This window comes from Nocardia grenadensis NBRC 108939 (assembly GCF_001613445.1).
GTDB classification, from domain to species: Bacteria; Actinomycetota; Actinomycetes; order Mycobacteriales; family Mycobacteriaceae; genus Nocardia; species Nocardia grenadensis.
The window spans coordinates 20,236-35,574 of the sequence record NZ_BDCJ01000021.1; the positions used below are offsets into that span (position 1 = coordinate 20,236).

The 15,339-nt window shown below is 69.8% G+C and carries 11 protein-coding genes and 1 pseudogene; 4 read left to right on the forward strand and 8 right to left on the reverse strand.

What is annotated here, in order from left to right:
* Positions 1–40: 40 nt before the first annotated feature.
* The 3 genes and pseudogenes from aroC to aroB all read left to right on the forward strand — a co-directional run bounded on the left by aroC (position 41) and on the right by aroB (position 3,263).
* On the forward strand, positions 41–1,258 hold the full coding sequence (gene aroC / locus NGR01S_RS22380) for a chorismate synthase (protein WP_063040104.1): 1,218 nt from the start codon (positions 41–43) through the stop codon (positions 1,256–1,258).
* Positions 1,258–1,776 (forward strand): annotated as a pseudogene (locus NGR01S_RS32665) (shikimate kinase); the annotation flags it as partial. The gene aroC and the pseudogene NGR01S_RS32665, both read left to right, overlap by 1 nt.
* Before the next feature lie 368 nt (positions 1,777–2,144).
* Positions 2,145–3,263, forward strand: a complete 1,119-nt coding sequence (gene aroB, locus NGR01S_RS22390; RefSeq protein ID WP_063039985.1) for a 3-dehydroquinate synthase — start codon at positions 2,145–2,147, stop codon at positions 3,261–3,263.
* A 231-nt stretch (positions 3,264–3,494) separates the two neighbouring features.
* On the opposite strand, the gene NGR01S_RS22395 is transcribed toward aroB, so the two are convergent.
* From NGR01S_RS22395 to NGR01S_RS22425, 7 genes are all read right to left on the reverse strand, one after another.
* Entirely contained in the window at positions 3,495–3,965 is a 471-nt protein-coding gene (locus tag NGR01S_RS22395; protein ID WP_245664714.1) for a B-4DMT family transporter, read from the reverse strand.
* A 68-nt stretch (positions 3,966–4,033) separates the two neighbouring features.
* Positions 4,034–4,873 (reverse strand): shikimate dehydrogenase, encoded by an 840-nt coding sequence (locus tag NGR01S_RS22400; protein ID WP_063039989.1) that lies wholly within the window; start codon positions 4,871–4,873, stop codon positions 4,034–4,036.
* On the reverse strand, positions 4,863–6,335 hold the full coding sequence (locus NGR01S_RS22405; protein ID WP_063039991.1) for an endolytic transglycosylase MltG: 1,473 nt from the start codon (positions 6,333–6,335) through the stop codon (positions 4,863–4,865). Before NGR01S_RS22405 ends, NGR01S_RS22400 begins: the two co-directional genes overlap by 11 nt.
* Complete coding sequence (ruvX, locus tag NGR01S_RS22410) at positions 6,332–6,922, reverse strand: Holliday junction resolvase RuvX (RefSeq protein ID WP_063039993.1); 591 nt, start codon at positions 6,920–6,922, stop codon at positions 6,332–6,334. The genes NGR01S_RS22405 and ruvX overlap by 4 nt, the downstream gene beginning before the upstream one ends.
* Positions 6,922–9,600 (reverse strand): alanine--tRNA ligase, encoded by a 2,679-nt coding sequence (gene alaS, locus NGR01S_RS22415; RefSeq protein WP_063039995.1) that lies wholly within the window; start codon positions 9,598–9,600, stop codon positions 6,922–6,924. Before alaS ends, ruvX begins: the two co-directional genes overlap by 1 nt.
* A 36-nt stretch (positions 9,601–9,636) precedes the next feature.
* On the reverse strand, positions 9,637–11,007 hold the full coding sequence (locus tag NGR01S_RS22420; RefSeq protein ID WP_063039997.1) for a replication-associated recombination protein A: 1,371 nt from the start codon (positions 11,005–11,007) through the stop codon (positions 9,637–9,639).
* A gap of 102 nt (positions 11,008–11,109) precedes the next feature.
* Positions 11,110–12,276: a hypothetical protein gene (locus NGR01S_RS22425; RefSeq protein WP_063039999.1), complete on the reverse strand. Its 1,167-nt coding sequence runs from the start codon at positions 12,274–12,276 to the stop codon at positions 11,110–11,112.
* A 191-nt stretch (positions 12,277–12,467) separates the two neighbouring features.
* Between NGR01S_RS22425 and NGR01S_RS22430 the strand changes: the two genes are divergently transcribed.
* Positions 12,468–13,472 (forward strand): hypothetical protein, encoded by a 1,005-nt coding sequence (locus tag NGR01S_RS22430; RefSeq protein WP_245664715.1) that lies wholly within the window; start codon positions 12,468–12,470, stop codon positions 13,470–13,472.
* A 4-nt stretch (positions 13,473–13,476) separates the two neighbouring features.
* On the opposite strand, the gene aspS is transcribed toward NGR01S_RS22430, so the two are convergent.
* Complete coding sequence (aspS, locus tag NGR01S_RS22435) at positions 13,477–15,300, reverse strand: aspartate--tRNA ligase (RefSeq protein WP_063040001.1); 1,824 nt, start codon at positions 15,298–15,300, stop codon at positions 13,477–13,479.
* Positions 15,301–15,339 lie beyond the last annotated feature (39 nt).

Sequence of the window (15,339 nt, forward strand, 5' to 3'; positions counted from 1 at the left end):
CCTCCCCCGTCCGTCGCGCCGACATGGGAAGATGGTCGGCGTGCTGCGCTGGATAACTGCTGGAGAATCCCATGGACCCGCTCTCGTCGCCATCCTGGAAGGGATGGTCGCCGGTGTCGAGGTGACCTCGGAGGAGATCTCCGCACAGCTGGCGCGCCGACGGCTGGGCTACGGTCGCGGCGCCCGGATGAAGTTCGAGGCCGACAAGGTCACCGTGATCGGCGGGGTCCGCCACGGCCGCACCATGGGCGGGCCGATCGCCGTCGAGATCGCCAATTCCGAATGGCCCAAGTGGACCACCGTCATGTCCGCCGACCCCGTCGACGAGGCCGAACTGGCCGAACTGGCCCGCAACGCCCCGCTCACCCGCCCCCGCCCCGGCCATGCCGACTACTCGGGCATGCTCAAATACGGTTTCGACGACGCCCGCCCGGTGCTGGAACGCGCCAGTGCCCGCGAAACGGCGGCCCGGGTCGCAGCCGGAACCGTGGCGCGGGCCTTCCTCCGCCAAGCTCTCGGCGTGGAGGTCGTCTCCCATGTGATCTCCATCGGTACGGCCGCGAACACCACCGGGGTGGTCCCCACCGGCGCCGATCTGGCAGCGATCGACGAGAGCCCGGTGCGCGCGTTCGACGCCGACGCCGAGGCGGCCATGATCGTCGAGATCGAGGCGGCGAAGAAGGACGGCGACACGCTGGGCGGGGTGGTCGAGGTCGTGGTCACCGGACTGCCGATCGGACTCGGCTCCTTCACCAGCGGCGAGAACCGGCTGGACTCGCGGCTCGCGGCGGCGCTCATGGGTATCCAGGCCATCAAGGGCGTCGAGGTCGGCGACGGTTTCGAGACAGCGCGGCGACGCGGTAGCCAGGCCCACGACGAGATGCGGCCCGGCAGTGACGGCGTCCTGCGCTCCACCAACCGCGCCGGCGGTCTCGAGGGCGGGATGACCAATGGGGAGGCCCTGCGCGTACGTGCGGCCATGAAACCCATCTCCACGGTGCCGCGCGCGCTGGCCACGGTCGATATGTCCTCCGGCGAAGAAGCCGTGGCGATCCACCAGCGTTCCGATGTCTGTGCCGTCCCGGCGGCCGGGGTGGTCGCCGAATCGATGGTCGCACTGGTGGTGGCCCAGGCCGCGCTGGAGAAATTCGGCGGCGATTCGCTCGCCGAGACGGTCGGCAACCTCGATGGCTACCTGAAGCGGATCAGCGGGCGCCCCCACCTGAACCCGGGCGATACCGTCGCCGACCCGGCGTAATGACCGAGCAGACCGGTCCGCACGGCCCGCTGGTAGTGCTGATCGGCCCGCCCGGGGCGGGCAAGACCACCATCGGCCGCAAACTCGCCCGGGAACTCGGCGTCGAGCTCTACGACACCGACGCCGGGATCGAGGAGGCGACCGGCCGGACCATTCCGGAAATCTTCGCCGACGACGGGGAAACCGAATTCCGCCGGATCGAGGAAGAGGTGGTCGGCGACGCGCTCGCCACGCGCCGCGGTGTCGTTTCCCTCGGTGGCGGCGCGGTGCTTTCCGAACGCACCCGGGCCCTGCTCCACGACCGGACCGTGGTGTACCTGGAGATCAGCATCGCCGAGGGACTGCGCCGCACGGGCGCCGGTACCCACCGGCCGCTGCTGGGCGGCGCCGACCCCGGCACGAAATACCGGGAACTCATGCGGGCCCGGCGGCCGCTCTACCGCGAGGTGACCTCGGTCCGGGTGCGCACCGACGGCCGCAGTCCGGGCCGCGTGGTCCGCTCGATCCTGGGGAAGCTCGCACTGGAGTCGGTCCGGGTGGCCGCCGACACGCCCGACCCAGCTCTTCCCGGAGGCGCAGGTACCCCGCGCACCAGCAGGTCCCGGGCCCGTCGGCGAGCCCGGGCGCGGGCGCGCCGGGCCGCGGCACAACGCGCGGCGACCCCCGCCGAGGCCGGTACTCCGGCCGCCACCGGAGACGATGTCGCGGCACCGGACACCCCGGGAAGCAGCCCCGGAACATCACCGGCCACCGAGCCCACGCAGGCCGCCGACAACGATCTGCGCACCCCGGGCAGGTCCCGGCGGGCGCGCGCCAGACGGGCCCGGGCCCGGCGGCAGCAACGAGAACAGGCCGAACAGCCACAAACAGGATCGGAGCAGCACACGTGACAGAACCGACGCGTATCGAGGTCCGCACCGCACAGCCCTATCCGGTGATCATCGGCCGCGGTTTGCTCGGGGACCTCGTCGAGGCGGTCACCGGCGCCGGCGGTGTACGGACCGTCGCCCTGTTCCATCAGCCGTCGCTGGTCGAGACCGCCGAGGTGGTGCGCACCACGCTGGCCGAGGCCGGCCTGGACGCCCACCGCATCGAGATCCCGGACGCCGAGGCGGGCAAGGAACTCGCCGTCGCCGGTTTCTGCTGGGAGGTACTGGGCCGGATCGGCCTCACCCGCAACGATGTGGTGGTGAGCCTCGGCGGTGGCGCGGCCACCGATCTCGCCGGATTCGTCGCCGCGACCTGGATGCGCGGGGTGAAGGTCGTCCACGTACCCACGACGCTGCTGGCCATGGTGGACGCCGCGGTGGGGGGTAAGACCGGTATAAACACCGAGGCCGGGAAGAACCTCGTCGGCTGCTTCCACGAGCCGTCCGCGGTGCTGGTCGATCTGGTGACCCTGGAAACCGTGCCGCGCAACGAGATCGTGGCAGGTATGGCGGAGATCATCAAGGCCGGGTTCATCGCCGACCCGGTGATCCTCGACCTGGTCGAACAGGACCCACAGGCCGCGCTGGACCCGACCGGCGAGGTACTGCCGGAGCTCATCCGCCGGGCAGTGGCCGTCAAGGCGGAGGTGGTCGCGGCCGATCTGAAGGAGTCCGCGCTGCGCGAGATCCTGAATTACGGCCACACGCTGGGCCATGCGATCGAACGCCGGGAACGCTACCGCTGGCGGCACGGCGCGGCGGTGTCGGTGGGCTTGGTCTTCGCCGCGGAATTGGGCCGGCTGGCCGGCCGGCTCGACGACACCACCGCCGACCGGCACCGCAGCATCCTGGAGAGCGTCGGGCTGCCCACCACCTACGATCCCGACGCGCTGCCGCAACTGCTGGAAAGTATGCAGACCGACAAGAAGACCCGTTCCGGCGTGCTGCGGTTCGTGGTGCTCGACGGACCGGCCAAACCCGGCCGGTTGGAAGGTCCCGACCCGGCCCTGCTCGCCGCCGCGTATTCGGCGGTCGCCGGCTCTGGATCCACCGGAGGTAGCGCGATCCTGCTGTGAGACCCGTGGGCCGCGATACGGCGAAGCAGTTGTAGGGCCGCGATCGCGGCCCTACAGCACGGTACGCATCCTGTCCCCGGGGGGACTCGACCGATCCAGGCCCTCATCTCGGTGCCGACACCAACCGGGTGCGGCGGGCGGCGGCCGTGACCCCAGGCAATTCCGCCGGTCCGAGCCCGTCCCGCCCGCCGCAGCGGGCACCTTGCCGGCGGGTGCGGGCTCGTCGGACAGTCAGGCGGGCGAACCGAGTGCGGGCGTGATGCCGCCCGCCGAACGCTCGTTGTCGCGGCTGCCCAGCCGCCGTCCGATGGCCACCCCGACGAGTCCGGGTACGAAGACCAGCAGGACGATGAACGCCGACGCGGCGGTGGCCTCGAACAGCAGGCCGCCGTCGCCCAGGTCGACCTTCGGCAGGAAATCGAGTAGCCAGGACACCAGCCCACTGCCCAGGCCGGCGACCACCGCGGTCTGCAGCCACCGAATCGTCAGATCCGCGCCCTGTTCGGGGTTCGGGTGCTCGTGGCGGTCGGCCCGGCCGTCGCGCACACCCCAGGCCACCGCGGCACCGATCAGCACCACCAGGCACAGCAGCCGCAACCACACACCGTAGGTCGGGATGTAGCCCATCGCGAACCCGAGGAGCACCCGCAGGGCGACGGCCAGCCCACCGAGCGCCAGTGCCCGCAACAACCACGCAGTCATGCCGATCACCATAACGCCCCCGCGCACCGGACTAGAACCCGTTACAGATATTCGCCGAGTCCGGTGCGCTAGCGGTGACCTCCGCCGAGATCGGCGAGCGCGGCGGCCATCGCTTCCCGGGGTGCGGGGCGGCCGGTGAACTGCTCGACCTGACCGTAGGCCTGTTCCAGTAGCATCTGCAGACCACCGATCACCGTATGCCCGGCGGCGGCGACCGCCTCGGCCAGCGGTGTGGGCCACGGGTCGTACAACGCGTCGAGTACCACGGGAGCCGCGGCCACCGATCCGGCGACCGCCGCCGCGGCGGCGTACGGGACGGTACTCACCGCGGCGTCCGCGCGGCGGCAGACATCGGCCAGCTCCGGCGCGTCGAATCCGATCACCCGGACGGCCACGCCGAGCCGCTCGGCGAGTTCCCGCGCACCTGCCGCGCGGCCGGCATCACGGGCGACGATGGTGATGGTCGTGGCGCCGAGTTCGGCCAGCGCCAGCAGCGCGGGCCGGGCGGTGCCCCCGGCGCCCAGCACCACCGCCTCGGACAGTTCCCGCACCCCGCCGCCCCGCAGCGCGCCCAGTACCCCGTCCACATCGGTGCAGTCGGCACGCCAGCCGGTCGCCGTCTGCACCAGAGTGTTGGCCGAACCGACGAGTACCGCGCGTTCGGTGCGCACCTGCGCGTATGCGAGGGCCGCCTCCTTGCCCGGCATGGTCACCGACAATCCGGCCCATTCCGGGCCGAGTCCCGCCACCAGACCGGGCAACCGGTCGGCGGTGCATTCGATCCGCTCGTAGGTCCAGTCCAGGCCCAGGGCACGGTACGCCGCCAGATGCAGCTGCGGGGATTTCGAATGGGTGATGGGGCTGCCGAGCACAGCGGCGCGGCGCGGGCCCGCCGGTTCAGCGCCCACTGTCCAGGATCCCGCTCTCCAACGCCAGTTCGATGTTCTGCAGATGTTCGGAGTAGCTCTGGGTGAACAGCGTCGTCCCTTCCTTGTCGACCGTCACGAAGTACAGCCACGTCCCTGGCTCTGGCTCCTCCATGGCCTCCAGCGCCGCGATCGAGGGCGAGGAGATCGGGGTCGCGGGCAACCCGGCCATGGCGTAGGTGTTCCACGGGGTGGTCTGCCCGCGATCGGCGTCGGTGGTCGCCACCTCGGTTTTGTCGAGTGCGTAGTTGACGGTGGAATCGAACTGCAACGGCTGGTCGATCTCCAGCCGGTTCACGATCACCCGGGCCACCTTGCTCATATCCTGCGGTAGCGCCTCGCGTTCCACGAGGGAGGCGCCGATCAAGGTTTCGTACGGGCTCAGCCCGTTGATCCGGCCGGATTCCAGCAGCCCGGTGGACTCGTAGCTGCGGGCGCTCTCGGTCACCAGCTGCCGCAGGATGTCGAGCGCGGAACCGCTCGGATCGAAATCCCAACTGCCGGCGGCGATGAGGCCCTCGAGCTGGCGGGCCCGGTCGGGCACCGTGCGGACCGACTCCACGGCCCATTCCGGGACGCCGAGCGCGGCCGGATCGGCGGTCGCGCCGGCCTGCTCGAGTTCTTCATAGGTGACACAGCGGCGTTCGGGTTCGGCACCCACACAGCTGGCGGCGGCGATCTTGGTGTAGATGCCCTCCTTGCGCGCGCCGGTATTCACATCGTGCTGATCGTGTAGTTGCCGGCCTTCGGAGACGACGACATTGCCGACCCGTGATCCGGGCGTGACGAGTGCCGCGACCGCGTCCGCGGCCGGACTGTGCACCGGGATCGCGTAGTAGCCGGGCTGGACCGAGTTCATCCCCTCGTCCTGCACGGCGGCCTCGTAGAAGGCGGCGGAACTGGCGACGATTCCCGCCTCCGCCATCGTCGAAGCGATCTCGGTGGCGGTATCGCCGGATTTCACCTGGACCACCACGGGCGCACCGGCGGGCCCGGCGAAATCCTCGGCCGGGGTGTAGCGGTTGACCAGCTTGTACACCCCCGCCCCGACGACCAGCACCAGCAGGACCCCGGCGGCCACCCAGATCAGCCGCCGGCGGCCGCCCTCTTGTTTACGGGCGGCCTTCCGGGCCGCTGCCCGGCCGCCGCGGGCCGGCGCGGTCCGCGGGCCGGCGCGGCGGCGCGGGCGCGGCTCGGGTTCGGGCTCGTCGTCGAAATCGTCGTCATAGTCGTCTTCGTCCACATAGCGGGGAATGACGGCGGTGTCGTCGTCCTCATAGGGATCCCAGCCGTCCTCGGGTTCGTCGGCCCAGTCCGGCTCGTCGGCGACCGGTGTGGCGGAGGCCCGGCGGGACCGCTCCCATGCCTTGTCGTCGCGGCGATATTTTCGCTCGGCCTCACGCTGCCGGAATTGCGCTTCCGCCCGCGCCCATCGATCCGTCATTCATCGTCTCCGGACAACGCGGTACGTGCCGCGTCCTCGGCCGACCTCATCACAGAACTCCGTTCGTCCAACCAGCTCTGCAGGATCGACACAGCAGCAGCCTGGTCGATCACCTGCCGCTGTCCGCGCGCTCGAACACCGCTGTCCCGCAGAGCGCGTGCAGCAGACACCGTAGTCAAACGTTCGTCGGAAAGCCGGATCGGCACTTCGGGCAGCGAGTCGCGCAATCTTCCGGCGAACTCTGTCGCCATGCGCGCCGAGGTCCCTTTCTCGCCGCGTAACGTGCGGGGCAGCCCGACGATGATCTCCACCGCTTCGTACTCGTCCGCGATCGCCGCGATACGCGCGATATCGGCGCCCGGTCCGGCAGTGCCGGCCCGGGCGCCCCGCGGCGGCCGCCCGGCGCGCCGGGAGCCGGTATCGCGGGGCACGGTCTCCACCGGGGTCGCGAGGATTCCGTCGGGATCACTCGCGGCGACCCCGATCCGCACACTGCCCACATCGATGCCCAGCCGTCGGCCCCGGCCCGGATCCGTGGCAGGATCGGGCCGGTCGACGGGCGGGTCGTCCAGCGAGCCCACCGTCATCAGCCGGCGTGCGCGCCGATGTGATCGCGTACCGCCGCCAGACCCGCGTCGATACCCGACGGGTCCGAGCCCGCGCCCTGCGCCATCTCCGGCTTACCGCCGCCGCGGCCGGAGATCCGTGGCCCGAAGACGGCCACCAGTTCACCGGCGGCGAAACCGAGGGCCTGGGCGGGCTTGTTCACGGTCACCACGAACGGCACCTTGCCCTCGTTATTTCCGAGCAACACCACGATGGCGGGGGTGGTACCCAGCCGACCCCGGATATCGGTGGCCAGAGTACGCAGATCGCCCGCCGCGACCCCCTCGGGCGCGGCGGCCGCGACCAGCAGCACATTCCCGAGGCGTTCGGCGGAGTCGGCATAGGAACCCGCCGACGACAGCACGGCCGCGATCTTGGTCCGCTCGAGTTCCTTCTCGGCGACGCGCAGCCGGTCCACCAACTGCTCGACCCGCCCGGGCACCTCGTCCGAGGGCACCTTCAGCATCGAGGCGACCCCGGCCAGCAACGCACGTTCCTTGGCCAGATATTGATAGGAGTCCAACCCGACGAACGCCTCCACCCGGCGCACGCCCGAACCCACCGACGACTCGCCGAGTAGGGTGATCGGGCCGATCTGCGAGGAATGACCCACATGGGTACCACCGCAGAGTTCCATAGAGAACGGTCCGCCGATCTCGACCACGCGGACCCGGTCGCCGTAGTTCTCCCCGAACAGTGCCAGCGCGCCCATTTCCTTGGCCTTGGGCAGATCGGTGACGAAGGTGTTCACCGGGAAATCCGCGCCGACGCCGTCGTTGGACACCGCCTCGATATCGGCCTTCTGCTGCTCGCTGAGCTGCCCCTGCCAGTTGAAGTCGAACCGTAGGTAGCCCGGTTTGTTCAGCGAGCCCGCCTGGACCGCGTTCGGCCCCAGCACCTGGCGCAGCGCGGCGTGCACCATATGGGTACCGGAATGCCCCTGGGTTGCGCCGCGTCGCCAGCCCGGATCGACCTGGGCCAGCACCACATCACCCTCGGTGATCTGCCCCTCTTCGACGGTGCACCGATGCACCCACAGCTTCTTCGCGATCTTCTGCACATCGTTGACGACGAGTTTCGTCCCCGCCGCGGTGATCGTGCCGCGGTCGGCGATCTGACCACCGGATTCCGCGTAGAGCGGGCTGCGGTCCAGGATCACCTCGATATCGGTGCCCGCCGGCGCGGTCGGCACCCGGACTCCCTCGGAGATCAGGGCCAGCACATGGGCCTCGGAGGTCAGCTCGTCGAAACCGGTGAACTCCGTATCGCCGCGGTCGACCAGGTCCTTGTACACCGAAAGATCGGCATGCGCGTGCTTGCGGGCGTGCGCGTCCTCCTTCGCCCGCCGCCGCTGCTCGGCCATGAGCGTGCGGAAGCCGTCCTCGTCCACCGAGAGGCCGGCTTCCGCGGCCATCTCCAAGGTCAGATCGATCGGGAAACCGTAGGTGTCGTGCAGGGTGAAGGCGTCGGCGCCGGAGATGGTGCCGGTGCCGCCACGCGGGGTCGCCGACCTGACCTGCTCCGCTGTTTCGTCGAACAGCTTCGAGCCCGTGCTCAGGGTTTTTCGGAACGCCGTCTCCTCGCCGACCGCGACGGTTTCGATCCGAACGTAGTCGGTGGACAGCTCGGGATACGAGGGCGCCATGAGCTCGCTCACCACCCGCATGAACTCGCTCATCACCGGCTGTTCGGCGCCGAGCAGGCGGGCCGAGCGGACGATGCGGCGGAGTAACCGGCGCAGTACGTAGCCGCGGCCGTCGTTACCGGGGTTGACGCCGTCGGCGATCAGCATGGCCGAGGTGCGCGCGTGGTCGGCGATCACCCGGAACCGGACGTCGTCGGCGTGTTCGACACCGTAGGAGCGGCCGGTCAGTTCCTCGGCCTTGTCGATGATGGGACGCAGCAGATCGGTTTCGTAGACATTGTCGACACCCTGCAGCAGCAGGGCGATGCGCTCGACGCCCATCCCGGTATCGATGTTCTTCTTCGGCAGGACCCCCACCGGCGGAAAGCCCAGTTTCGGGCTGTCCTCGCCGCGGATATCCTGCATGAAGACCAGGTTCCAGATCTCCAGGTAGCGGTCCTCGTCGGCGACCGGGCCGCCGTCGCGGCCGTACTCGGGCCCACGGTCGTAGTAGATCTCCGAACAGGGCCCGCCGGGACCGGGCACGCCCATATCCCAGTAGTTGTCCTTACCGTCGCGGAACTGGATCCGCTCCGCGGGGATACCGGCCACCCGGCGCCAGATCTCGGCGGCCTCGGGATCGTCCTGGTAGGCGGTGACCCAGATCCGCTCCGGGTCGAATCCGTACCCGCCGTCCTCCTGCGCGTTGGTGATCAGCTCCCAGGCGAAGCGGATGGCGCCTTCCTTGAAGTAGTCGCCGAACGAGAAATTACCCGCCATCTGGAAGAACGTATTGTGCCGAGTGGTGACGCCGACTTCCTCGATATCACCGGTGCGCACACATTTCTGCACGCTGGTCGCGCGCGGGAACGGCGGCGTCTGCTGACCGAGGAAATACGGCTTGAACTGCACCATGCCCGCGTTCACGAACAGCAGGTTCGGGTCGTCGAGAATCAGCGATGCACTGGGCACCTCTGTATGCCCGGCACTTACGAAATGGTCCAGGAACCGCCGTCTGATCTCGTGGGTCTGCACGAATATCCAGCCTACCGGTGCCGCGCACCCGAATTGTCACCGAGCCGGGTTTCCGGGGCGCAGCCCGCGCACGATCCGGCGCAGCGTGCTCACCCGGGGCCCGACGGCCCGCTCGTGACCGTGATCGGTGGGGTGGTAGTAGTCCACGCCCACGAGTTCGTCCGGCGGGTATTGCTGGGCGAGGACCCCGCCCGGGTCGTCGTGCGGGTAGCGGTAGCCCTGGGCATTGCCGAGCCGCTCCGCGCCCGCGTAGTGCCCGTCCCGCAGATGCGCGGGCACCGTGCCCGCCTTCCCGGCGGCCACATCGGCCATGGCCGCGCCGATGGCCGCGACCACCGCGCCCGATTTCGGCGCCGTCGCCAGATGGATGGTGGCCTGCGCCAGCGCCAGCCGGGCCTCCGGCAACCCGACCAGCTGCACTACCTGGGCCGCCGCGGTCGCCGTCTGCAGCGCGGTCGGGTCGGCCATGCCGATGTCCTCACTGGCATGGATCATCAGGCGGCGGGCGATGAAGCGCGGGTCCTCCCCCGCGGTCAGCATGCGGGCCAGATAGTGCAGCGCCGCGTCCACGTCGGAGCCGCGGATCGATTTGATGAACGCGCTGATCACGTCGTAGTGCTGGTCACCGGCCCGGTCGTAGCGGACGGCCGCCTTGTCGATACTGGCGGCCACGAGGTCGAGATCCACCGTCCCGTCCAGCGAGGATTCCGCCGAGGCCTCCAGCGCGGTGAGGGCCCGCCGGGCATCACCGCCGGCGATTCGCACGATGTGGTCGAGTGCCTCGCCGGTCACCGTGTACTGCCCGTCCAGACCGCGCGGATCGGCAATGGCCCGCGCGAGCACAGCCCGGATATCGTCCGTCCCGAGTGAGTGCAGCTGCAGCACCAGCGACCGCGACAGCAGCGGGGCCACCACCGAGAACGACGGATTCTCCGTGGTCGCGCCGACCAGCAGCACGATGCGGTTCTCGACGGCGGCCAGCAATGCGTCCTGCTGTGTCTTCGAGAAGCGGTGCACCTCGTCGATGAACAGCACGGTCTGCTCGCCCGCGGTGAGTCGCCGCCGCGAGATATCGATGACCGCCCGTACCTCTTTGACCCCGGCCGACAGTGCCGACAGGGCCTCGAACCGGCGCCCGGTGGCATACGAGATCAGCGACGCGAGCGTCGTCTTCCCGGTGCCGGGCGGCCCGTACAGCAGCACCGACGCCGCGCCCGACCCCTCCACCAGCCGCCGCAGCGGCGAACCGGGGCCCAGCAGATGCTGCTGCCCGACGACCTCGTCGAGCGAGGCGGGCCGCATCCGCACCGCGAGCGGGGCACGCGCCCCGCCGTCCCGTGCGGTCTCGCCCGTGAAGGCGATATCCGGCGCCCCCGCACCGGGCATATCGAATAGACCGTCACTCATGCCAGCGACCGTACCGCCCGACGCCGACACTCCGTCCGGCACGCGTACAGCATCCCGGGGCGGAGCCGGCGCCCATGGAGCGCGGGCGGTGCCGGGGCCTACTCAGCTGAAATGTTCGTCGAGGACCGCGCAGACGGCTTCGGCGAAATCACCGACGGCGTCGTTGCCGAGGCATCGCGCGTCCTCGGCCAGACCGGCCCACCGGTTGAGCAGCGCGTCCGAGCGCGGTACCGACAGGCCGTGTTCGCGGGCGGCGGCGATGCGCGCGTGGTCGGCCGGGAGGAACCAGTAGGTGCTCAGCCATACCCAGATCAGCCGGGCCTCGAGGATCTTGTCCGCGAGCAGCGCGTCGTCGGCGAGGGCCGGCCAGACGCCGACCACTTCGGCGCGCCACGCCTCCACCATCTGCAGGGCTCGTTCGCGGGAGAGTTCGATATCGCAGAGGCATCCGGGGAAGGAGACCAGTGCGTAGGCGATATCGAGGGTGGCGTCCCGGAACCCGCCCCATTCGTAGTCGAGGATGCGGGCGCCTTCTTCGTTGAGGATCACATTGTCGGGGCACAGGTCCGACGGGCTGAACGCCCGGAACCGGCCGCCGGTGAACAGGCGCGCGCCATGCGCGATCTGTTCGCTCACCTCGTCGGGAACCTCCATGCCGAGTTCGCTCCGCAGCAGCGCGGGCATCTCCGCGACCGCGGCCTCCGCCTGCTGGGCGATTCCGTCGACCCGGTGCACGACATCGACACGGCGCAACAGAGCCACGAAATCGGGTTCTCGGCCCACGGTGGCGGCGTGCATCCGGCCGAGCGCCTGCGCGAACGCCATCATGGCATTGCGGGTGGCCGGTTCGGTCCCCGAACGCAGCACATCGGTGAGTTTGGTGTTCTCCCCGAGATCGCTGAGGACGAGCAACCGGTCGGGCAGGCTGTGCGCGATCAGGTAGGCGCCGGGACGCTCCCCGCGACTCAGCGCGGTGGTGAACTGGTAGGACACCGCCTCCCGGAGGAAGGCCGAATCGACGCTCGCCACACCCGGGGTGACGGTCACGTTCTTCGGGTCCGAGACCGACCCGCGCACCTGCTTGATGATCAGGGTGCGGGGTAGCGAGAAAGCGTTCTCGGCGACCCGGACGCGGAGGACGGTCGTCCGTCCACTGCCGCTGAGTTCGGTGGGGTCGCTCAGCTTCACCGGAGCACCCATTCGCTTTGTGAGCAACTGCTGTGCTGCGGATACGACTTCGGTGGCTCGTTCGGCCAGTAGTGCAGTCATCGCACCTCAAGTTACTCGCATTCGGTCACTTCTAGCGAGCGGTTGAACAACCTTTCCGTGTCGTTCGGCGTGTCCGCCGCGCTCCCCGCCGCTCGACCGGCCTGCTTGACACTGCTGTGCCGGTCGGGTTTTCTCGATCTGAACTGCTGTGCGCCACACCGGAAACCAGCTGCGTCGAAAGGTATGCCAGCGTGACCGACACACCGCGTTCCGCCCCGGCCTCTCCCGGCGATCCGGCAGGTGAGCAGCCCCCCGCCCCGGGTGGTCGGCGGCCCGCCCCCGTGCCCCCGGGCGGCAGCGCCGTGGTGAGCAGCGACACCCCGCTCCCCGGTACGCCACCACCGGCCGGCAAACCGCCCGCGACCGGGCAGGGCACCGGGGCGGAAACGTCCGGCGCCCCGGGCCACGCCCCACCGCCCGGGGCCGGCGGCACACCGGGCCCAGCGGGCACCACACCACACGGCACCACCGAAGCCGGCGATGTCTCCGGTCAGCCGGTGTACGGCCCGCCCGGCACCGGACCGGATCCCAACACCCGGACCTACGGCTATCAGGCCTATGGCACCGGGTTCCCGGGCCGGCTCGATATCGGCCATGCGCTCAGCTACGGCTTGGAGAAGTTCAAGCTCAACCCGGGCCCGTGGGTCGCGGTCACCTCGCTCGGCCTGATCATCTATCTGCTGGTCTGTCTGGTCGTGCGGACGGTGGAGCCGCGCTCGGCACTCGCCTTGTTCCTGATATTCGCCGCTGTCATGGCCGGATTGTGGCTGCTACAGGCTGCCATGGTGCGGGGGGCCCTGTACGAAACCGACGGTTATCGGCCGGGTTTCGGCTCCTACTTCTATCTGGGCAGTATGGCGAACGCGTTCCTGACCGCGCTGCTCGCCTTCCTCGCGACCACCCTGGCCTCCGCGCTGTGCCTGCTCCCGGGGATCGCGGTGGGGATCGGCTGCATGTTCTCGCTGCACTTCGCGATCGAACAGGGACAGAGCCCGGTGGAGGCCATCAAGTCCAGCTTCCTGCTCGTGCTGCGGGACCCGGTACGGGTGCTGCTCCTGGTGCTCACCGTGATCGTGGTGACGGTACTGGGTCTGCTGGCCTGCGGGCTCGGCCTGCTGGTTGCGGGCCCGGTGGCGACGATGGCGGTCACCTACGCGTATCGCACGCTCACCGGGGGCCCGGTTTCACCCGTGTAGCGCCCTAGGCGCCGCCGGCCGGAGCCGCGGCGTGCACCGCGCCGTTGCTCTCCGCCCCCTTCTCCTTGACCTGGGGTGCGGCGTCGAGACCGGCTTCCTTGCGCTGCAGCGCAGTGATCGGCGCCGGCGCGTCGGTGAGCGGGTCGACACCGCCGCCGGTCTTCGGGAAGGCGATCACCTCGCGGATGGAATCGAGGCCGGCCAGCAGTGCGACGATGCGGTCCCAGCCGAAGGCGATGCCGCCGTGCGGCGGGGCGCCGAAGGCGAACGCGTCCAGTAGGAAGCCGAATTTCTCCTGCGCTTCGGCTTCACTGATGCCCATCACCCCGAACACGCGCTCCTGCACGTCCTTGCGATGGATACGGATACTGCCGCCGCCGATCTCGTTACCGTTGCAGACGATGTCGTAGGCGTAGGCGAGCGCGGCGCCGGGATCGGTGTCGAAGGTGTCCAGCGATTCCGGCTTCGGCGAGGTGAACGCGTGGTGCACCGCCGTCCACGCCGAATGGCCGAGCGCGACATCACCGCTCGCGGTGGCGTCGGCGACCGGTTCGAACAGCGGGGCGTCCACGATCCAGACGAACGACCAGGCGTTCTCGTCTATCAGCCCCACCCGGTGGGCGATCTCGGAGCGGGCCGCACCCAGCAGCGCCCGCTGCGCCTTGGCCGGACCCGCGGCGAAGAACACGCAATCTCCCGGTTCGGCGCCGACGTGCGCGGCCAGGCCGGCGCGTTCCTCCTCGGTCAGGTTCTTGGCCACCGGTCCGGTGAGGGTCCCGTCCTCGCCCACCAGTACATAGGCCAGGCCCTTAGCGCCGCGCTGTTTGGCCCAGTCCTGCCAGGCGTCGAGCTGCCGCCGCGGCTGGCTCGCACCACCCGGCATGACGACCGCACCGACATAGGGCGCCTGGAACACCCGGAACGGGGTGTTCGCGAAGTAGTCGGTGCACTCGGTGATCTCGACCCCGAAGCGGAGGTCCGGTTTATCGCTGCCGAACCGCCGCATCGCCTCGGCGTAGGTCATATGCGGGATCGGCGTGGGGATCCGGTACCCGACGAGGTCCCACAGCGCCACCAGGATGTCCTCGGCCAGCAGGATGACATCCTCCTGCCGGACGAAGCTCATCTCCAGGTCGAGCTGGGTGAACTCGGGCTGGCGGTCGGCGCGGAAATCCTCGTCGCGGTAGCAGCGCGCGATCTGGAAGTAGCGTTCGATACCGCCCACCATGAGCAACTGCTTGAACAACTGTGGGCTCTGCGGCAGGGCGTAGAAGTTACCGGGCTGCAGCCGGGCGGGCACCAGGAAGTCGCGGGCGCCCTCGGGGGTCGACCGGGTGAGCGTCGGAGTTTCGACCTCGACGAACTCGTGCCGGGCCAGCACCGCGCGGGCGGCGGCGTTGACCTTGGACCGCAGCCGGATGGCATGGGCGGGACCCTCGCGGCGCAGATCCAGGTAGCGGTACCGGAGCCGGGCCTCCTCGCCGGGCTGTTCGTCGAGCTGGAACGGCAGCGGCGCGCTCTCGTTGAGGACTTCCAGTTCTTTGACATCGACCTCTACCGCGCCGGTCGGGAGTTCCGGGTTCTCGTTACCCGCGGGCCGCTCTTCCACCACGCCGACGATCCGCACACAGTATTCCGCCCGCAGCCGGTGCGCCTGCTCCGCCGCCGGACCTTCGCGGAACACGGCCTGCGCCACCCCGGACGCGTCGCGCAGATCGATGAAGATCACGCCACCGTGGTCCCGCCGCCGTGCCACCCAACCGGAGAGGGTAACGGTCTGACCGGCCTGTTCACTTCGCAATGAACCGGCCAAGTGGGTGCGCAGCACGGTATTCCTTTCGACGGTCGGAGCACACCGGGACGGCCT